Source organism: Schaalia turicensis, from assembly GCF_019380255.1.
GTDB lineage: Bacteria > Actinomycetota > Actinomycetes > Actinomycetales > Actinomycetaceae > Pauljensenia > Pauljensenia turicensis_A.
Window position 1 is genome coordinate 85,592 of sequence record NZ_CP048928.1, and the last position, 19,485, is coordinate 105,076.

The 19,485-nt window shown below is 59.6% G+C and carries 16 protein-coding genes; 7 read left to right on the plus strand and 9 right to left on the minus strand.

The window, feature by feature from the left end:
* Nucleotides 1–92 precede the first annotated feature (92 nt).
* The gene (nrdH, locus tag G5S47_RS00365) at nt 93–356 is read right to left on the minus strand and encodes a glutaredoxin-like protein NrdH (protein WP_101628451.1); all 264 of its coding nucleotides are present in this window, start codon (nt 354–356) and stop codon (nt 93–95) included.
* 554 nt (nt 357–910) lie between these two features.
* Nucleotides 911–2,689, minus strand: coding sequence for an L-serine ammonia-lyase, iron-sulfur-dependent, subunit alpha (locus G5S47_RS00370; RefSeq protein ID WP_181002155.1), 1,779 nt, complete (start codon nt 2,687–2,689; stop codon nt 911–913).
* A gap of 53 nt (nt 2,690–2,742) precedes the next feature.
* On the opposite strand from G5S47_RS00370, the gene mtnN reads away from it, so the two are divergent.
* Both mtnN and G5S47_RS00380 read left to right on the plus strand, forming a co-directional pair.
* Nucleotides 2,743–3,495, plus strand: coding sequence for a 5'-methylthioadenosine/S-adenosylhomocysteine nucleosidase (mtnN, locus tag G5S47_RS00375; protein WP_103633000.1), 753 nt, complete (start codon nt 2,743–2,745; stop codon nt 3,493–3,495).
* A gap of 43 nt (nt 3,496–3,538) precedes the next feature.
* Nucleotides 3,539–4,027 (plus strand): low molecular weight protein-tyrosine-phosphatase, encoded by a 489-nt coding sequence (locus tag G5S47_RS00380; protein ID WP_040318353.1) that lies wholly within the window; start codon nt 3,539–3,541, stop codon nt 4,025–4,027.
* Between the two features lie 8 nt (nt 4,028–4,035).
* On the opposite strand, the gene G5S47_RS00385 is transcribed toward G5S47_RS00380, so the two are convergent.
* From G5S47_RS00385 to G5S47_RS00410, 6 genes are all read right to left on the minus strand, one after another.
* Nucleotides 4,036–5,418 (minus strand): MFS transporter, encoded by a 1,383-nt coding sequence (locus G5S47_RS00385; protein WP_219585586.1) that lies wholly within the window; start codon nt 5,416–5,418, stop codon nt 4,036–4,038.
* A 59-nt stretch (nt 5,419–5,477) separates the two neighbouring features.
* Entirely contained in the window at nt 5,478–6,344 is an 867-nt protein-coding gene (locus tag G5S47_RS00390) for a nucleoside/nucleotide kinase family protein (RefSeq protein WP_219585587.1), read from the minus strand.
* Nucleotides 6,293–6,850, minus strand: a complete 558-nt coding sequence (locus tag G5S47_RS00395; protein ID WP_103632824.1) for a phosphoribosyltransferase — start codon at nt 6,848–6,850, stop codon at nt 6,293–6,295. The genes G5S47_RS00390 and G5S47_RS00395 overlap by 52 nt, the downstream gene beginning before the upstream one ends.
* A gap of 242 nt (nt 6,851–7,092) precedes the next feature.
* The gene (locus tag G5S47_RS00400) at nt 7,093–7,599 is read right to left on the minus strand and encodes a SprT-like domain-containing protein (RefSeq protein WP_103632823.1); all 507 of its coding nucleotides are present in this window, start codon (nt 7,597–7,599) and stop codon (nt 7,093–7,095) included.
* A gap of 1 nt (nt 7,600) precedes the next feature.
* Nucleotides 7,601–12,835, minus strand: a complete 5,235-nt coding sequence (locus G5S47_RS00405; protein WP_219585846.1) for a DUF3418 domain-containing protein — start codon at nt 12,833–12,835, stop codon at nt 7,601–7,603.
* Between the two features lie 38 nt (nt 12,836–12,873).
* On the minus strand, nt 12,874–13,032 hold the full coding sequence (locus G5S47_RS00410; protein ID WP_219585588.1) for a hypothetical protein: 159 nt from the start codon (nt 13,030–13,032) through the stop codon (nt 12,874–12,876).
* A gap of 247 nt (nt 13,033–13,279) precedes the next feature.
* On the opposite strand from G5S47_RS00410, the gene G5S47_RS00415 reads away from it, so the two are divergent.
* A complete protein-coding gene (locus tag G5S47_RS00415; RefSeq protein WP_219585589.1) occupies nt 13,280–14,326 on the plus strand; it encodes a PfkB family carbohydrate kinase in 1,047 nt (348 codons plus the stop codon).
* A 167-nt stretch (nt 14,327–14,493) separates the two neighbouring features.
* On the opposite strand, the gene G5S47_RS00420 is transcribed toward G5S47_RS00415, so the two are convergent.
* Complete coding sequence (locus G5S47_RS00420; protein WP_257878464.1) at nt 14,494–15,267, minus strand: alpha/beta hydrolase; 774 nt, start codon at nt 15,265–15,267, stop codon at nt 14,494–14,496.
* 167 nt (nt 15,268–15,434) lie between these two features.
* Between G5S47_RS00420 and G5S47_RS00425 the strand changes: the two genes are divergently transcribed.
* The 4 genes from G5S47_RS00425 to G5S47_RS00440 all read left to right on the plus strand — a co-directional run bounded on the left by G5S47_RS00425 (nt 15,435) and on the right by G5S47_RS00440 (nt 19,454).
* On the plus strand, nt 15,435–15,749 hold the full coding sequence (locus tag G5S47_RS00425) for a hypothetical protein (RefSeq protein WP_006680675.1): 315 nt from the start codon (nt 15,435–15,437) through the stop codon (nt 15,747–15,749).
* Nucleotides 15,750–15,807: 58 nt separating this feature from the next.
* Complete coding sequence (locus tag G5S47_RS00430; RefSeq protein WP_006680676.1) at nt 15,808–16,944, plus strand: VIT1/CCC1 transporter family protein; 1,137 nt, start codon at nt 15,808–15,810, stop codon at nt 16,942–16,944.
* Between the two features lie 159 nt (nt 16,945–17,103).
* Nucleotides 17,104–17,916 carry a trimeric intracellular cation channel family protein gene (locus tag G5S47_RS00435; protein WP_006680677.1) on the plus strand — a complete coding sequence of 271 codons (813 nt, stop codon included), beginning with the start codon at nt 17,104–17,106 and terminating at the stop codon, nt 17,914–17,916.
* Nucleotides 17,913–19,454, plus strand: coding sequence for an amino acid permease (locus G5S47_RS00440; RefSeq protein ID WP_257878465.1), 1,542 nt, complete (start codon nt 17,913–17,915; stop codon nt 19,452–19,454). The genes G5S47_RS00435 and G5S47_RS00440 overlap by 4 nt, the downstream gene beginning before the upstream one ends.
* Nucleotides 19,455–19,485: the final 31 nt, after the last annotated feature.

Sequence of the window (19,485 nt, forward strand, 5' to 3'; positions counted from 1 at the left end):
TTGCCGGGGATCGTCATCGCGTTCGTGAAACTCTGTCCGTGAACGCAGTTCGCCCCGGCCACCTCTATCGGTAACCGGGACGGAAGAAAAGATCAGGCCTGGCCGACTGCGAGGGGCGTTGCGGCAGCTGCCGCAACTGCGACGGCCTTGATGCGGTCCGGGCGGAAGCCACTCCAGTGGGTGTCGCCAGCCATGACGACGGGAGCCTGCTGGTAGCCGAGGCCCTTGATGTAATCGAGCGCTTCGAGGTTTTCCGTCACGTCGATCTTCGTGTAGTCAAGACCCTGCTTGTCGAGAGCGCGGCAGGTTGCGTCGCACTGGGGGCAACGGGGCTTCGAGTAGACGGTGATCGTCATGGGATTCTCCTAATTAAAGGGATGGAAACGCGTATCTTCAGGGGGTATCCCGAAGACCTCTTAACACTACACCTTGTGGGTGCTTGAAGGAATAGGCACAACATGTTGTGGTCGTAACGTTGTGTGACTCAGACTGTGGATAGAGGGAGGCGGATCTGTGAATACGGTGTGGATGGGCTTACTGTTCATATAAAAATTGTCCGTTGAACCGTGGGTAAATCGTTTTACAGAGCACCTCGAAGAGGGCATGATTATGCGGAAATCACACGATTGTCATTCTTCGGTTCCAGGTCCACACGCATGTGCATGGAGGCGAACACATATGTGCCTACCTGTGGATAACTTCGGATGCGAATGGAAAAAACTGCCTCAAAATTCGTGTGCGTCATCGGCGTGTCGCATATGCCAGACCCCTACATGTAGGGGGTGGATTGCGCACACCCTCCCTATATGTAGGGGTCGTGGTAGATGAACCACTACTACTGGTGGCGCGCCTGTTGGGTACCGCTACGAGAGGTAAATGTCCCTATCGAGTGGGAGCAAATGATGTGAGCTCAGCATTCGACGACGTTCACGGCCAGGCCGCCCGTCGACGTTTCCTTGTACTTCGACAGCATGTCGTTGCCGGTTTGGCGCATCGTTTCAATGACGGCATCCAGCGACACCGTATGCCGACCATCACTCCAGAGGGCCATACGTGCCGCGTTAATCGCCTTCACCGCGGCGATCGCATTGCGTTCGATGCAGGGGATTTGAACCAGGCCAGCAATAGGGTCGCAGGTCAGCCCCAGTGAATGCTCCATCGCAATTTCCGCGGCATTCTCAACTTGTTCGGGGGTTCCACCCAACGCTTCGGCCAAGCCTGCGGCCGCCATCGCGGACGCTGAACCAACCTCGCCCTGACAGCCAACTTCAGCACCAGCAATCGACGCGTTCGTCTTAATCAGCGAGCCAATCGCCGTTGCTGCAAGCAAGAAATCATGGACTGCCTTACGCCTGCGCGCCCACGCCTCCCCGTGAATGTCGGAAGCGCCGGAAAGAACCTCGACCCCCTTTGAGCCGAAACGCACATGAGCAAAAGGAGCCTCAGGTGAGTCGAACAGCGCCGGAGCCGATGCGGCACCAATCGTTGCACCAGCTTCAGGGCAGTAGGAGACCAGGTAGCCGAGGACCGCAGGAATCACGCCCGCAGCGCCATTCGTCGGCGCGGTGACGATGCGGTGGCCGGCAGCGTTCTCTTCGTTGACCGCCAGCGCGAACAGGTTCACCCAGTCCATCGCGCGCATCGGGTCGTCGGGACTCGAGGCCCAGGGAGCACCGGGAAGCGGTTCGCAGCTGGTACGAGCACGTTCGGACAGTTTTGCGCTCAGTGCTTTCGCGCGACGAGGGACGTCCAAACCACCCGGAAGAATGCCACTGGCACTGGTTCCGGCATCCACGCACTCAAACATCGTGTCCGCGATCGCATCCAAATACTCATCGAGATCTTGAGCAGTTCGCACAGCTTCTTCATTACGACGAACCAACTCGGAGATGCGCAAACCAGACTGCTTACACTCGTGGAGCAGGCGTGCACTGGTCGTAAAGAGGAACGGCGCAGGAGCATCAATTGTCGCGGCGCTCATGCCGGTCGCCAGCGATGCGACCTCCGGATTATCCACGTCATCATTCATCTGCACCATCACGAAGCCACCGCCCACCGAGTAATAGGTGTGCTCCAGAATTTTCTCGTGGCCATCAGTTTCGCGCCACGCCGTGATCGTCAGAGCGTTCACGTGATACTTCAACACCGTGCGCGGAACGAAACGAATATCGCGCGCAATATCAAAAGGAACCTGACCGCACGGAGTCGGCAAGAAACCGGTCGCGGCAATCGCCGGGAAAATACCCTCAACCGTATCAATCTCAACGCTCTCCGGGCTGTAGCCCGCAAGGCCCAGCAAGACTGCGCGGTCAGTGTTGTGCCCGCGACCCGTCGCGCCAAGCGAACCAAACAGGTCGATCGTAATGCGGCACGGCGCCTGCGACTCTGCCCCTTCTTCGGGGGAGCGTTGAGACGTGGAGGCGGCCTCGTCCCCTTTATCTCTGGCGAGCAACGACGCCAACTCGCCTGTAAACGCAAGACCGGCGCGCATCGGACCAACCGTGTGTGACGACGACGGGCCGATACCGATGCGGAACATGTCGAAAACCGACAGGGGGTGCGCAGCCTGAGAAGCGGGAACCTCACCGGAAAGCACGGCAGCGGGCGTTGCCTCGCCAGCGTCGAAACGATCTGGCGTCACCTGAGCAAGCGGAAGAGCGGTCGGAGAATCGGCGGCGTCAAAAGTCATGCGAACTATTGTGCGCTTTCATCACCGTAAGAGCGAACCGTAGACTGGGCGCTATGACAACCAGCATCGAATTTCCTGCTCGTCCGACCGTCGTCGCCATCATCCAATGCGCCATGGAAATGGAAGCGGCACCCCTGCGCGCCGCGTTGCACCCCTGCGCCGGTAGTGACGCGGTCACCGAACTCGTCGTCGGAATTGAGGGCCACGCACAACAGCGTTTTGCGCTCGGTGCTCTTGACGGTCACGACGTTCTGCTTGTGCAAAGCGGAATTGGTCTGGCGAACTCCGCGTCCGCGACCGCGCGCGCCCTCACGCTGGTTGATAGTCCCATCATCATCGCAGCGGGCACCACCGGTGGACTCGCCGTGGACATCAACGTCTCCACCATCGCTGCCGGCACCTCGACCATCTACTCCCAAGCCGACGCCACCGCCTTCGGCTACGCCATGGGCCAGGTTCCGCAGATGCCCGAAGACTACCGATCCTCCGACGAAACCGTTGCTCGCGTCGCCCTGCTTGCCAAGTCCGACACCCTCACCGTCATGACCGGTCGCGTCCTGTCCTCCGACTCGTTCATCACCGCCCCCCTCGCCCAGCCCATGCGCGAAAAATTCCCGGACGCTATTGGCGCCGACATGGAAACCTGCGCCATGGCGGAAGTCGCCTGGTCCAGCGGTGTTGACTGGGTCAGCCTGCGCGCCGTCTCCGACTTGTGTGGCCCCGCTGCCGACCAGGACTTCCACATGGACTCCGAAAAGGCAGCCGGCATTAGCGCGCTCGCGGTCCGCACGTTCCTGACGCTCTGACCTGCATTTTTTAATTGGAAGGATCCCAGTGAAACGAGTTCTGATGGTCTGCACCGGCAACATCTGTCGGTCGACGATGGCTCACCAGATTCTGCTTGAAGCCGCGCGCGATGCCGGCGTTGACATCGTCGTGGATTCCGCAGGAGTTTCCGACGAAGAAGAGGGCAACCCGGTCGACCGTCGCGCTGCCCGGGTCTTGCGCGAATACGGCCACGAGGTCCCCAACCATCGTGCGCGCCAGATCCGCATGAGTGAACTGGCGGACTGGGACCTGATCCTTGCCATGACCGGCCATCACCTGTCTGCATTGAACCGCCTTCGCGATCGCGCCGGGCTTCGTGCCGATGCGGCTTCTGATTCACGAGGCTCCGCTGGGCCTGATATCCGTTTGTTCCGTGATTTTGATCCGCAGGCCACCCCGTCAGACCATGATGTCCCCGACCCGTGGTACGGCGGATATCAGGACTTCGTCGAGACGCTCGAGACGATTGAGCGCACGACGCCGTTCATCGTGGAAGAGCTGTCGAAGTAGCGAAGCGACTAGGCAGTGACTGGTTCATCGTCACGCTGAGTTGCGGGTTGCCCGCTCATCTTCAGGACCTCGCGGCCGGGCTCAGCCATGAATGACACAACCGTGAATCCGAACGCGACGATGCCACTGATGATGAAGATCCACTGAATCGAGAATCGGTCAGCAAGCGGCCCGAACGCGATCATGCCAATTGGCATACCCAGCACTGCAACGATGTTGATCAGCGAAAACACGCGACCCATGTACGTCTGTTCGACCGTGGTCTGAACCAGTGTCATGACCGGCGCGGAGAAGAACGGGATCAGTAGAGCGATGATGAACATCAGTACGAACAGGGCAAACAGGCCGACGGTCGTCCCCAGGAATGGCGTCAGGCCAAGGGCGGCGGACAACAGGCCGAAGCTCCCGCACGAATAGAGAAGCATCCGGCTCTGATTCCACTTCACGGCAAAGGTCGCGATCGCCAGACCGCCCAGCGCCATGCCCGCTGAGAATGAGGTTTCCATGACCGTCAGCGGCCAGACAGCGTCGGTGAAGTCGCGCGCGATCATCAGTGGCACCATGAAGTTCGGTGCGACGATCAGCGTGAAGATTACTGTGTAGAGGACCATCAGCCAGAGGATCGTGCGGTGTCCCGCAACGTAGCGCAGCCCGTCCATCAGATCGTGAGCGAACGACTTTCTATCTTCGCCACCGCTTCGCACCGTCGCAACGGGGATCGTCAGGACAATACCGACGCCGATCAGGGCAGTGACAACGTCGATCCAGAAGGTCGGAACCAGGCCACCCCAGCCGTAGACCGCGCCCGCGATCACCGGAGACAGCAGTGCCATCGCCGAGTTAATTGTCTGATTAATGCCGTTTACGCGCATGAGCTGACTGGTCGGGGTCAGCTGTGGTAAGAGAGCGCCAACCGCGGGTTGTTGGAAGCCGGCGCCTACGGAGCGAATGAAGACCGCGCCGTAGATCAGCCAAAGTGAGGTTTCGCCCGCAATCATTGCTACTGCCAACCCTAGGGTGACCAGCGCAATGATCGAGTCGGAAACGGCGATCACCGTTCGGCGGTTCATTCGGTCGGCAAGCGTGCCACCAAACAAAGACAGAATCGCTTGGGGGACGAAAGCGACAACGGCATACAGGGTGATGACCCACCCGGTCTTGAGCGTCAGCGTCAGATACCACATGATCGCGTACTGCACGATCGAGGAGCCGAACAGGGAAATCGCCTGCGCGATCAGGAATAGGGTGACGCGACGCTTCCAATGCGGGTCGGTTTCTGCGGGTGCGCTGGGGGTTTCGTTGATCGACGAGGCCACCTCCACGGGATCCGCGTTCTCCTGGTCTAAAGGGCGGGTCTCATCGGCGTTAGGTGAGGTGAAGCTGTCAGTCATGTGATGAAACGCTAGCAATACCAGGGGTTATTGTGTGCGCCGAGCGCACGATGTCACAGTTACTCTCCTGTTTGGGGCGAGATGATCGCATCGGCGCGCGATGCGCATTCGGCGACCAATTCAATGTTGGGGGCGTCCACGGTGCGCACCCAGTGGGCGGCATCTGCGCGACATTTTCCGAATGCTTCGTGGCGGGTGACGAGGCGCCGCATGACAGCGTCTGTCGGCGTATCAATGTGGACGAGGAAGTCAATGTGCCCGCGAGCCTCGCGCCACCCCGGTTCGTCGAATGCCAGGTAGTTGCCTTCGGTGATGACGATGCCCTCAGTTGGAATCAGGATGGACGCTGCGACAGGTTCGTGCAGGCCACGGTTGTAGTCGGGAGCAAAAACGGGGTGCTCGCTCGCTTGAATGCGTGCCAGCAGGGTCTGGTACCCCCAGACGTCAAACGTGTCGGGAGCGCCCTTGCGGTCGTGGCGCTCCAAGTCGTCCAGCACGGCATTCGACATGTGAAAGCCATCCATCGGCGCGATGCCAGCCACCGCAACATCGGCAGTTTCAAGGATTTCTGCGACGAGGGCTGCAACGGTGGTCTTCCCGGTTCCGGGAGGGCCGGTCAGACCGAGGATACGAATGTTTTCTCCGTTTGCCAGCCGGTGAAGGACAAGGTCAACGACCTGTTGAGCGACGGACAGCGACGCGGACGCGCGTTCAGAGTAGATGGCGTAGGGTGCGGATCCGCTGATGGAGCCAGCGGGTTGATTGTCTGCGGTGTCAGTGTGTGTGCTCATGGCCGAAACCTCGTCGTTCTGGGGCGGAGCGGAAACGGTAAATGAAAGAGCCGGCTGCGACGCGCGCAACCGGCTCGACACAATCAGGCGTTTGCTGTGATCGTCGGCAGTGTCGACCAGGGGAAGTTGATCCACTTGTCGGTTTCTGCCCAGATGTAGTCGGGGGTGATGATCGAGCGTGATTTCTTGTAGATGCAGACGCTGCGCGCGTCAACCTTCACTTGGTTTTCACCGTCGAGGGACAGGCCGTCTTCGGCGATCATGTCCATGACCATCTTGAGGGTCTTGCCGGAGTCTGCGACGTCGTCAACGACCAGGACTCGCTTGCCTTCCATCGCGGAAATATCCATGAGCGGAGGAAGTAGGATCGGTGCTTCGAGGGTTTCGCCAACGCCGGTGTAGAACTCGACGTTCATGGTGCCGCATGCCTTGACGTCCATTGCGTAGGAGATGGCACCCGCAGGGATCAGGCCACCGCGCGCGATGGCGACGATCAGTTCGGGGATCCAGCCGGAGTCAACGATCTGCTGAGTGAGTTCACGGCTTGCAACGCCGAAACCTTCCCACGTGAGAACCTCGCGATCTGCAACGTTGGGAACGTCCGTGGACTGAGCAGTGGTGGTGTTCGGCTGATCCGTCATGTCACTCCCTGGGTAGCGGCTTTATGGTGGTCGGCTATGGGTGGGCCGTCTCAATAAACCAGATAAAGAACTTAGGGACAAGAGTAGTACTCCGCGCGCGGTGGGTGATACCGAAATTGGGTGCGGAAGTGATGGTCTCGTCACTGTTCGTGTTCAGTTGCGCAACTTCGTGCGCGTGGGGGACGAGGCCGCGCTCGATTGCTCAGCCTGCCAGCGTGCTACCGGCGCGGTTTTGGGTGGCCTCAGGCGCGTTCGATGCGTCGCAGTTCTTTGAGGTAGGCGGTGCCGGGGTTACGTGGATGTCCTTTATATGTCCAGGTCAGAATGCGTTCGACGTCGAAGTGTCGCGCGCAGTGTCCGCAGGCGGTGACGCGACGCGGTGGCCGGTAGAGCTTGCGTTGTGCTCCGCATTTGGGGCAAGTTCCGACCCAGGGCTCGTCCGGGGAAGGCAGATGCGAGGGGAGCTTTGCGTCATCGGGGGCGCCCAGACCGCGAGCAACCTTCCGCCACGTTGCATCGTGGTGATGGTCTGGACCGACAAGGGCGTGCGCGATTTCGTGGAGGATGACGCCACGAACGGTGTCCTGATCATAGAGATCGGTGAGCGGTCCGGACAGAGTGATCGTCTTCGTCCGGTAGGCGCAGGATCCTGCTCGGCGTTTTGCTGTGTCGAATTTGAATGTCCAGTCGCCCAGTTCGGCGGCGTCCATCAGCATGCGCGCTTCTTTTCGTGCGATTCGTCGATCCATTTCAGATCGTCTCAATCAGGCCGAGGACGCGTTTCGCCGACACCTTGTTGGGTGTGCCCAGCTGTTGGGCGAAGAAGGAGACGCGCAGTTCTTCAATCAACCACCGCACGTGCGAAATCGTTGTAGCCGACTTCGCGTTGTAAGGGCGCGCGCGAGCGCTCTCTTCGGCTTCGCCCAAAGCGTCGAGGATGTCGTGGATTCGGTCCCTATTCTCCAGATCGCGATCGAGTGCTCTGGGGGATGAGGCTGCGCGTTCAATACGCATCGCTCCGGCTCTCAGATAGCGCGCCAGGTGAGGCATCGCCGATAGGGGCGTATCAAGAACAAAACCCGGATACACCAGAGAACCAACGTGATCTCGCACGTCAGCAACTGTTTCGCGCATGGATTCTTCCGTGTGAGAGCGGATCGCGGACTCAATATCGCCGTGGGCCTCCATGGCTCGTACAACGTAGCCGAGAATCTCGTAGACCCTGTCCTCGTGCAGGTTTCGTGCGCGATTGGCGAGGTCTTCGAATGAGGCTGCGTCTCGAATCGATCCGGGACCGGCCTGGCCTGACAATTCATCTACTAGCGAGAGAGCGGAAGCCAACTGAGTGTCCGCAATCAGTGCAGTGGTATCCGGGTAGGGTGATGCGGCGAGCATCAGAGCTTGGCGTCCCGTCCAACGTGTCGTCACTCGAGTCTGTTGCAAGCGAACTCGGCGAACCAACAGGCGTGCAAGGCCCTCGCGGTGATGGCGGTCAGCGTCGCTCGAATTCGCCATGAGTCTTACGCCAGCGCTCGGATCTGTGGCGCTACCTTGAGCGACAAGCGCGGGGAAGCCGCGCAGTGTTATCACCTGGATACCTTGCGAGCTGGATGTTTGACCGGGAGAGTCAATCGACCGGGGAAGCGGGTCAGCTGGGAAATCTGTCAGCCCATCAACGTGCAGGTGGGTAGCAACCTCGGGGGAACCATCGGAATCTGAATGCGCATGACCAGCGTTGTTCTTCGCTTCGCTGAAGCTCGCGCGCGAACTATCTGTGCGCGAACTGGGGTGGCTTCGTCGATTGGAGCGATCCTGTGTGGCGTCGAGAAGAGCCTCGGCGACAGCGCCTCGCACCGCGTCACGAATCGCATTGTCTGCTGACGATGCCAACGTGCGTTGCAGGTATGTGAGGTCGGTGCTCGAACCGAGTTCAGCGCCGTGCGAATCAACAACGCTGAATGTCATCCGCAGATGCGTGGGTAGGTTGTCGTGAGCGTGTGCAAGGTGAGAATCGCTCAGATCGATTCCGCGCAGAATCCTCACTGCGGTGCGGAAAGCCTCGCTGAATGAAGGGCGTTCTCTCGACCAATCAATCACCGTCGACTGTGGTGGGGTCGCGGGTGTCTCTTCAGCCTGAGGTTCTGGCATCGGCGCAGGCTTTTTTCCACGATCCTTCTGCTTTGCATTCCCAGTCGTGGCACCCCAGCGAGCAAGACGATCCATCGCTGCCGTCAGGCTCATCGGATCGACCCCCGTAGAAGCCTCGTCACCGTTCTTGGACGACGTGGCTGCGCCGGAATGCTGCGAAGCGACGCCGGACTCGGCTTCGGTCAAGGTTCCTGCGAGCGCGCGCTCCATCCATGCTCCGGCCTGAGCGGCGACCTCGGGCGCGGGGGCAAGTAGACGACGCTGAGCCTTCGGCAGAGCGCGAATCGACTCAGTAATGAGCTCGATCAGCATGCCGGGAACCAACCAGTCCGTGCCAACATCATTGACGCGTTGCAGGACTTCGATCGGGATTGTCATCGTGACGCCGTCGCGCGCACTGCCGGGAGTGAACGCATACGACAGATCAAGCTTCAGGCCGTTTGATTCCCAGGTATCGGGGAAACCGTCAGCATCTTGGCCGATCCCTCGCGGAAGAAGCAGGGCAGAAGTGTATGTCAGCAGGTCAGGATGCTTTTGGCGCGTGTGTTTCCACCAGCGATTGAAGTGCCCGGCGGACACAATATCGTCGGGAAGCAGGTCGTCGAAGAATGCGAAACGCGCGTCCTGGTCAGCAACCAAACCGTGGGTGCGTGAACGTCGTTCGACTTCGCGCGCCTGCTCCAGTAGCTCATCGTTCGTCTTTTGGAAGCGATGGCGTTCGCGCCATTCGCCGTTCACCAGCGCGTGGCGGATGAACATTTCGCGGGCGAGTATTCGCGCCGTCAGCGCAGTGTCAATGGTCGACGAGGCCGAGATCTTGACCTTATCGATCGGCGGGGTGGTGCCCGACGAAGATGCCCCATTCGACTGCTCGGGTGTTTCATTGCTGGGAGCCAAGTTCGCTAAGTCGTCACCATCGCTGGATGTATCGAAGCTGGTCGACGGCAGATTGAGGGCACCAGCCAACGCCATCGCGAGGAAGTCACGACCAATAGAGCCTATCTCGGTACGAGAACGACGATCCGACGTAGGTACACCCAGCAGGCCCTGAGCGATTCCGGCCAAGGAACCCGCCGTGACCACGCGAGACGAGCGCGAATCCGAACCCGCGTCAATCACGTGGTCACCCAAACGACCCAGTAAGACAGGACGGTCGGCAACTAAAGTCAGCCCGTAGAGAAGGACCTTTTCCTTCACCATTGCCGCACCCTTGGCGCTCGACCAGAAGGGCTCGGAATATACGCGCTTCAACAGTGGGCGAGCCACCGGCTCAATCCACGCCGGATCAATCCGCGCAACAGTGCGAGCAAAGAGGCGACTGGTCTCAACCAATTCAGCGGTCATCACCCACGCAGGATGTGAGCGCGCTAAACCTGAACCCGGCCAAATCGTGAAGTGAGTACCGCGGGCACCCTGATAATCACGTTTTGCCTGATCCCACGAACCCAAGTTCGACAGGAAACCAACAAGCAGTGATCGGTGAATCTGGTCGGCATCCACACTGCGCGAACCATCCGTGAACGCCACAACCGCACGCGCTGCCGCATCAGTCAAACCGCCCACTTCCGCCGCATGAACAACATCGCTAGACGACGGAATATCAATCGGATGCACATCCAACCCGAGCGGACGGGCCATCTGCTGCAACTGAACAACAACGTCACGCCACTCGTTAAAACGCAGGTAGTGCAGGAACTCGGCCCGACACATGCGACGGAACGCCGCACCCGATAGATCCCTCTGCTGGACTGTCAAGTAGCGCCACAAATTCAAGTAGGTGACGAAGTCAGACTTCGGATTCGCCAAGCGTCCATGAGCAGCATCGGCAGCCGCCTGATGTTCAGCGGGGCGCTCGCGGACATCCTGAATTGAAAGTGCTGCCACGATGACAAGGACTTCGGAAGCACAGCCGTTTGCGTCGGCTTCCAGAAGGATTCGTCCCAGCCTGGGGTCAATCGGCAACCGCGCCAAATCCCGACCAATTGCGGTCAAGCGGTGTCCAAAGGAACGCCTTGAACCTGCGCCACCAGCACTGTTTGAATCCGCGTCCTTTGCGCTCGAGGGCGAAGACATGTGCGTGGCCTCGTCATCTTCTACGAGAGCGCCAATCTCCACCAGAGTCGCGATGCCATCGCGAACCGCGCGATGCTCGGGCGGGTCGAGGAAGGGGAAATCGGCAATTGAACCGAGGCCCAGCGCCGCCATCTGTAGGATGACCGACGCGAGCGAGGTGCGCAGGATTTCCGGTTCGGTGAAGCGAGGACGATTCTCGTAGTCGCGTTGCGAAAAGAGGCGGATTGCGATGCCGTCAGCGACGCGACCACAGCGGCCAGCCCTCTGATTAGCGCTGGCCTGCGACACCGCTTCGATCGGCAGTCGCTGCACCTTCGTCCGGTTGGAATAGCGAGAAATACGCGCAAAACCAGGGTCGATGACATAGCGAATGCTCGGGACAGTCAGCGAAGTTTCCGCAACATTGGTTGCCAGAACAACGCGACGCAGTCGGTGGTCCTCGAACACGCGATGCTGCTCGGCTGCACTCAGGCGCGCGAACAGCGGAACGATTTCAATATCCGTCGGGCGAGCCTTCGCAGTCTCACCCGCTTTTACCCCGCGCGGACCTAGATGGTCGAGTAATGCCTGTTCGGTATCGCGGATGTCGCGTTCGCCCGGCAGGAAAACAAGGATGTCCCCCTCGCCCTCACCAGCAAGTTCGTCAACGGCGTGACAGATCGCGGTCTCAACATCAGTGTCCTCGCCGAGCCCGTACCCAAGCGACGGCAGATCATCGTCAGGGTCTTCCAAGACCAGCTGTTCTGCGCCCAGGTGCAGATTATCGTCTTCGATCGACAAGGCGTCGCCCGGTTCCTGCTCAGTGCCCGGAGTGGACGACGAGTAGTGCGTTATCACGTCAGCGGTGAGGGGGCGATAGCGGACTTCGACGGGGAAGGTGCGACCCGAGACTTCAATAACAGGTGCCGGCTGCTTCAACGTCCCACGACCGGGCAGACCATCCCACACACCGAAGTGCTCAGCGAAACGCTTCGAGTCGATCGTCGCTGAGGTGATGATGACTTTCAGATCCGGGCGCGCCGGAAGCAGACGAGCCAGATAGCCCAAGATGAAGTCAATGTTCAGGCTACGTTCGTGGGCCTCGTCAATAATCAGTGTGTCGTAGCGACGAAGCAACGGATCGGACTGGATTTCCGCCAGCAGAATGCCGTCGGTCATCAGCTTGACTAGGGTGGTGGGCCCGACCTTGTCCGTGAAACGCACCTGATAGCCGACAACCTGGCCAGGTTCGCGTCCAACTTTTTGCCCGAGTTCTTCAGCGATGCGGTCAGCGACCGAACGCGCTGCGATACGCCTGGGTTGAGTGTGTCCGATCATTCCGGAGACGCCACGACCCAGTTGCATACAGATCTTCGGGAGCTGCGTGGTCTTACCCGAACCCGTTTCACCAGAAACGATAACAACCTGGTGGTCACGTATCGCCTGAGCGATTTCGTCGCGGCGAGCACTGACCGGCAGGTCAGGGAAAGTCACGACGGGGATTGCGGCTGCGCGCGCGGCCAGCTGTTCGGGAGTGAACGGCTTAAACGTGTGTGCGTGTTCGTATTGAGGACTGCGCCTACGACGAGGCTTGTGGTGTGGCTGGGTGGCAGAGTGCCCGTTGCGCTCGCGGGAACCTATGGGAGTACGAGGCTCCTGCCCGACGCGGCTTTTACGCTGCTGCCCCTTGCGCGGAGTGTCCTTTTTGGACGTGCCAGAATTTTGCGGGCGCGCTCCACCGCCACGGCGGCCGTGTTGAGACGACCCCGATTCATTGGAACGCACTGGTTTTTCTGGCACCCGCCTAGTCTAACGAGGCACGTTCACACGTGCGGAGCGAGAACAGTGCGCGTGTGGATAAGTGCCACGACCATAGCTACGTGTGGATAAGTAGCCTCGTATTCGCGCCCTACAGCAAGGACTGTCATGCCGTTCGGATCCATCCGTAGCGAAATGAGAGATCCGTCAATGGTGCTGATCATTGAACAGCCGGCGAGTTTTGCTCCCTTGCGGCACAGGTTTGTTCGAACCGTGTTCTGTTCGATTTGTTCTGCGATCTGAGCCGGCATGCCACACACGTTGAAGCAACCGTTGTGGAGCCCGTACATCAGCCTGTCGGAAATATAGGGGGGGCAGTGAACGCATCATTCTTAGTCGATGCGCCATCGAAGACCCTGTCATTCTTCCCGCAAAGATGCGAGTGTGAAGCGTTGTGGGCAAGATTGAGTTATGCACGCACTTTTCGCTGGCCTGACGACGCTTGACGTTATCCATGCCCTCGACCACGAGCCAAATATTGCCACCAAAACAACCTCCACGGATCATGTGATGGCAGCGGGAGGCCCGGCAACGAATGCTGCGGTTACCCTTTCCGCCCTTGAGAAAGCCGCGGGGTGCGCGAGGGAGGCAGCCTCGTCGATCAGTCTGCTGAGCGCCATCGGTGAGGGGATGATTGCCAGCGTGATCAGCGCGGACCTCGCCAGCGCCGACGTGCATCTGCTGGACGCGACCAGCGTGGATTCCGCGCAGAAGACGCCCGCGATTTCCTCCATAGTTGAGCACCCGGGTGGCAGGATGGTCGCTTCCACCAATGCGCGGATCGACATCGACGTGCACGAGGTCACCCACCTGCTCGACTCTGTACTGGTCCAGGATGGAGCTCCGGACGTTGTCCTTATTGACGGCCACAATCCTGCGATTGCCGACTGCGTGTTGCGGGTGGGGACGCTGGGGGAGCCCGATCCTGATGAGGATCCTTTCGCGCACCTAGAAGCCAAGCCGTTGCACCAACGGATCCTTGATGGTGGGTCGTGGAAGCCGTGGCTCGCCCCGTTGCTGGGGTTCGTTGATATTGCGGTGGTGTCTGCTGACTTCTGTCCGCCGTTGCTGAATGAGCCGACCGGACCCGAGGTTGCCAGCTTCCTCGCCGGTTTCGGAATTACGCGGACGATCCGCACGCGAGGATGTGAATCGGTGCAGTGGTATTGGGATGGGCGAGAAGGTGAAACCGAGGTTGATCAGGTGGATGCCATCTCAACCCTGGGTGCGGGCGACGTTTTCCACGGTGCGTTCGCGTGGGCGGTGGGCAGATTGCACGTAGCTGATGTGCCAATGCCCAAGGACCCGAGTGACTTGATTCGTTTTGCGTCGCGTATCGCCGGGTTCTCGACGACGAAATTTGGTACACGTTCGTGGTGCGAGGCACCGGAAGTGGTGACCGCGGTCGAGGAGTTCCTCGGCTCGTTTGCCTCAGGTGTGGTCAAATCCTCGCGTTAGGTGTGGCTAAATCCTCGCGCTCTGATCCATATTTCCATATGGAAACCGCAGTAGTTCGCCATTTGAGGCCGGTGTTGTTTGGGTGGGGCGATAAACTGTCGATGCCGGATTTTTCGGTGTTAACTCAACGGGGTCCAGACACGCCGACCTTGCTCCGTGCAGTCACGCTAGCGACGAACTACGGGCACCCACCGGGCCGCCCATTCGAGCGATGGAGCATCTAGGGCCTCGACCTTTTCACCCATGCCAAATGATGCATCAGAGACGATTTCGACGCGCGAGCCGTCGGGGAGCAGGTGGAACACATCCTGCGTGGCGGCAAGCAGACCGAACTCGGCGTCGACGCTGTCATGGATCACCAAGGTCGGCTGTTCCAAGCCGGCCAGAAGCTTGTCCGAATCGGTCAGCGACAAGTCGATCAGCGTCTGCTTCGAGATCGTGAACTGTCGGCGAATCGAGGGTGAGTCGTCAGCGATCGTGGTAGCGCCGATCTCTTCCAAGTCACGCAACTGGTCATCAGAGAAAATCTGTGTCCAATCGACCGACATGGGACCAAGCGATGGTGAGGACAAAACGTAGGCGAGCACATTGACCGGCCGAGCTGCTAGCGCCACCGTCGCGCCGAATGAATGCGCATGAATGAGTTGGCGAGCAAACCCCTGGTCGGCAAGCCAACCGGACGCTGCACGCAGGTCCTCAACCTCAGCGTCCAGGGTAATAATTTCGTCGCCGGACTCACCGTGACCCGAATAATCGAACTCGAGCGTGGCGTAGCCTGCCGCGCGGTAGAGACGAGCAAGACGATCGAAATGCTCAGCCGAGTGACGATCAGCAAGGAACGAATGCGAGAAGAGAACCGCTGCGTCACCAGTGTCAACGGGGTTAATGAACGTCCCCGCCAGCGAAACGCCACGAGGGGTCATGATTCGGATCTCACTCACGCACTCCAACGTAGTGGGAATGGAGCAATCAAGCGACCCCAATCCCGCTAGGTGTACGTTTGTGAACTTCTCAATTGTGATCGTTGATTGGATTGTTCTGCCTGTAGGGTTGAAGTAATCAGATCGCGTCGGTTTTTCGCCGAGCGTCACGACAAACAGGAGTTTTCATGGGAACCAGGTTTGGATTGCTTCTTGGTCTTGGAGCCGGCTACGTGCTGGGCACGAAAGCTGGTCGCGAACAGTACGAGAAGATCCGCAGTGGCGCATCGAAACTCCGCCGATTCCCGGTCGTCGCAAAGCCCCTCGATGCAGCGGGCGAAAAGGTGTCGGACATTGTCCGCGAGCAGGGGGAGCGCGTCACCGACACGGTTGCTGACGTTGTGAAAGAGCGACTCTTCGGTGCTCCGGCAACTCAAACTCAGCCGGCTCCTGTCGTCGACGATGACATCGAAATTCACGTCGTCGGTCGCGAAAATGGCTGATTCTTATTCGTTCTCCCCTTCTTGAACGAATAGTGAAAGAACGTTACGGAGTCATTGAATGACTAACGCGTATCCCACCCCGCAGCCTCCGAAGAACGTTTCGAAAGCACAGATCAAGCGCTGGCGTCGCCACCTTGCTGACGAACGCATGGAAGCGCGCACCTATCGCTCCCTTGCAGAACGCCGTACCGGCTCTGAACGCGAGGTTCTTCTCAAGCTTGCCGAAGCTGAACGCAGACACGAGGAATACTGGCTGTCCCTGCTAGGAGATAAAGCGCTTCCAGCGCCTCGTCCGCGCCTTCGCACTCGCCTTGGCGCGTGGCTTGCGCACATGTTCGGCACCATTTTTATTCTGGCTATGGCCCAGCGTGCCGAACAACGCACCACTTACGACGCCGACGATGATGCGACGGCTCAAATGGCCGCTGACGAGCACATTCACGGCGAAGTGATCCGTGGGCTCACTGCTCGCTCCCGTGAAACTCTGGCCGGAACTTTCCGCGCCGCAGTCTTCGGAGCAAACGACGGCTTGGTTTCGAACCTTGCCCTGGTGTTGGGTGTGGCCGCAACCGGAATGGAACCGCACCTCGTCCTCGCGACCGGCCTTGCTGGTCTGCTGGCCGGCGCGCTCTCCATGGCAGCCGGTGAATGGGTCTCCGTCACCAGCCAACGTGAACTGCTCGATGCATCGATCCCCGATCCCGAAGCACACCAAGCTGTCCCGGACCTCGACGTTGACGCGAACGAACTGGAACTCGTGTTCCGTGCTCGTGGCGAAAGTCCCGAAGAAGCGCGTGCTCACGCCATAAAGGTATTCACCCAGGTCGCCCGCCCCGCCGGCTCAGAGTCCGGTGTCATCGCGGTGCGTGCCGCACTCGAAGGCGGGCTACCAGCTCACGCTGGCGCCACCGAACAGGTTGGTACACCGTGGCAGGCAGCGGCCTCGTCCTTCTTCTTCTTCGCGATCGGCGCTTTCTTCCCCCTGATTCCCTACCTCTTCGCTCTCTCCGGTCTGACAGCAATCGCCATCGCCGCCGCGATCGTCGGTGTCACCCTGCTCTGCACCGGCGGAGTCGTCGGTATCCTCTCTGGTCAATCGCCCGCCCCTCGCGCGATTCGCCAGCTGGCAATCGGCTACGGTGCTGCGATTATCACCTACCTGCTGGGCCTAGCATTCGGCACCGCGATCGCCTAGTACGCGCAATAGATGATGCCCCGCAGGAAACCAGACGCCTTCCGCAGCGGACCCCCAACCAGCAGATCCGTATCCGTCCGAGTCTCACAATGCGCCTCAGCATGCGCCGTCTGGTGAACACGCGCGCCACGGAAAGCCAAGATAGTCCACAATGTCCGTGTGCTTGAAACCCTCAACCATGCGTTACCGGACCTGTTTCGCGCCATCGACCTGATTGGCGTGCTGCTGAATGGCATCATCGGTGGTCGACTGGCACGCATGAAGCGCTTTGATGCCGTCGGTTTTGCGGTCCTCGCGATCATGTCGGCGCTCGCGGGTGGCATGCTCCGCGACGTTCTGCTCCAGGTGGGGCCTCCGGTTGCTTTAACTGACCCCTTTTATTTGGGGACGGCACTGCTGGGTGCAGCGATCGCGATGCTCTGGAAGCTGGACTCGCGTCCGTGGCGTGCTGCCCTGCTGGTCGCCGATGGAACTGTGCTTGGATGTTGGGCAGCAACCGGCGCGTTGAAGACTCTCGACGCGGGGTTTGATGTTCTTCCCGCGATCATGCTGGGCATCATCACCGCAGTTGGTGGCGGTGCAATCCGTGATATTTCAGCCGGAAACGTCCCCCAAGTTTTTGGCGGGAACAACCTGTACGCGACACCGGCGTTCGCGTCCGCTGTGATTACGGTGATCTTCTGGAAGTACGATCTGCCGATCATCGGAATGCTCGCCGCAACGATTGTCGGCATGGGCTTCACTGTTTTATCCCACTGGCGTCAGTGGCAGCTTCCCCAAGCGGGGGACTGGACGCTGACGGTCACGTCGTCACAGTTGCGACGCCTGATGTCACCGGCAGCAAAGAAAGCTCTAGCAACGGCAGTTCTTGAGGAACAGGCTCAAAAGGCGAATGAAACTCACGAACAGTCGACGGGATCTTCAGATTCTTCAGGGAACACTCCCAGCTCTGATTCAACGAAAGGCGCATGAAAACCATGAGCTCACCGGCAACGACCGCCCCTAACACGGGCGGCGAAGCAACGATGCCCGTATCGGGGCCTCGTAAGACATTCAAAACGCGCCACCTGTCGATGATGGCGTTGGGCAGCGCGATCGGCGCCGGTTTTTTCCTCGGCACCGGCGTCGCGGTCTCGGAAGCGGGCCCGGCCGTCCTGGTGTCTTACGTTCTTGCGGCATTGATTGCCGTGTCGGTGATGTTCGCGCTGTCGGAGTTGGCAAGCTCCCTGCCGTCGACCGGTTCCTTCTCCACCTATGCCGAGGTCGGTATCGGCCGCTGGGCAGGTTTCACGTCCGGCTGGTTGTACTGGGCGATGCTGGTGATGGTGCTGGGTCTCGAAATTACGGGTGCGGCAGCGATTTTCGTCAGCTGGTTCCCATCGGTTCCGCAGTGGGTTGTGGCTCTGGCAATCGTTGTTGTGCTGGGTGGCGTGAATCTGATGGCCGCGCGCGACTTCGGTGAAGTTGAAGCGTGGCTTGCCGGCATCAAAGTCCTGGCAATCATTGTCTTCCTGCTGATCGGTATCGGTTTGGTGACGGGAATCGTTCCCGGTCGCACCGAGCCAATCGGTCAGACGATTCTGGGACATGGCGGTTTTGCGCCGACGGGTCTGGCGGGTATCGCGGTCGCGCTTCTTGCGATTATCACGTCGTTCGGCGGTATTGAGATCGTGACGATCGCTGCCGGCGAAGCCGAGAACGCGAAGGCCGCAATCTCCGCCGCAATTCGTTCGGTGATCAGCCGAATCCTGATCTTCTACGTCGGTTCGGTTATCCTGTTGATCTGCTTGTTGCGCTGGGATTCGAAAGAAATGTCGACCAGCCCGTTTGCCGCGGTGTTGAACATGGCAGGTATTCCCGCGGTCGGTGTGATCATGGAAGCGGTCGTTTTCGTCGCCCTCGTGTCCGCCTTCTCCGCGAATCTCTACGCCTCGAGCCGCATCGCCTACTCGCTGTCCGCGCGTGGCATGGGCATGAAGTGGCTGCTTGGTCGCGGTGTGTCTTCGTCGAAGATGAACGAGGCCGGCCACGATTCATCGACCACCTCGGCTACCCTTGTGGCCGATGAGGAAGCGGAGTCGCTTCAGGACCGCGTAGCCACCGAAGGGGCGAGCGGTGACATTGCTGAAGGACGCACTCCTCGTCGAGCTGTCTCGGTCTCTATCTTCTTCGCCCTGGTGTCGGTGGCGTTGAACTGGTTGCTCCCCGCATCGCTCCTTGGAATTCTGCTGAACTCTGTCGGCATGGTTCTGCTACTGATCTGGGTTTTCATCTTGGTCGCTCAAATTCGCCTACACCCCAAGCTTGAAGCTGAAGGATCAATTGCCCTGCGTTCACCGGGCTGGCCCTGGCTACCTCGCCTCGTTATCGCGTCGCTGGTGTTGGTTGCCGGCCTGATGGCATGGAACCCCGAGGCCCGCCAGCAGCTGATCGCAATGAGCGTCCTGACGTTGATCATCATCGCGATCTACTTCATTCGTGAAGCTATGGCACAGCGTTCTGCGAAGTAGTCGATACACGCTGGTCAGAGAGATTGAGGCT

Coding starts and splice junctions, on each gene's coding strand:
- G5S47_RS00415 (WP_219585589.1), top strand. CDS start 13,280: ATGCACGCACTTTTCGCTGGCCTGACGACGCTTGACGTTATCCATGCC.
- G5S47_RS00400 (WP_103632823.1), bottom strand. CDS start 7,599: ATGGATCGACGAATCGCACGAAAAGAAGCGCGCATGCTGATGGACGCC.
- G5S47_RS00380 (WP_040318353.1), top strand. CDS start 3,539: ATGGTCTGCACCGGCAACATCTGTCGGTCGACGATGGCTCACCAGATT.
- G5S47_RS00440 (WP_257878465.1), top strand. CDS start 17,913: ATGAAAACCATGAGCTCACCGGCAACGACCGCCCCTAACACGGGCGGC.
- mtnN (WP_103633000.1), top strand. CDS start 2,743: ATGACAACCAGCATCGAATTTCCTGCTCGTCCGACCGTCGTCGCCATC.
- G5S47_RS00430 (WP_006680676.1), top strand. CDS start 15,808: ATGACTAACGCGTATCCCACCCCGCAGCCTCCGAAGAACGTTTCGAAA.
- G5S47_RS00395 (WP_103632824.1), bottom strand. CDS start 6,850: ATGACGGATCAGCCGAACACCACCACTGCTCAGTCCACGGACGTTCCC.
- G5S47_RS00425 (WP_006680675.1), top strand. CDS start 15,435: ATGGGAACCAGGTTTGGATTGCTTCTTGGTCTTGGAGCCGGCTACGTG.
- G5S47_RS00385 (WP_219585586.1), bottom strand. CDS start 5,418: ATGACTGACAGCTTCACCTCACCTAACGCCGATGAGACCCGCCCTTTA.
- G5S47_RS00370 (WP_181002155.1), bottom strand. CDS start 2,689: ATGACTTTTGACGCCGCCGATTCTCCGACCGCTCTTCCGCTTGCTCAG.
- G5S47_RS00410 (WP_219585588.1), bottom strand. CDS start 13,032: ATGATCAGCACCATTGACGGATCTCTCATTTCGCTACGGATGGATCCG.
- nrdH (WP_101628451.1), bottom strand. CDS start 356: ATGACGATCACCGTCTACTCGAAGCCCCGTTGCCCCCAGTGCGACGCA.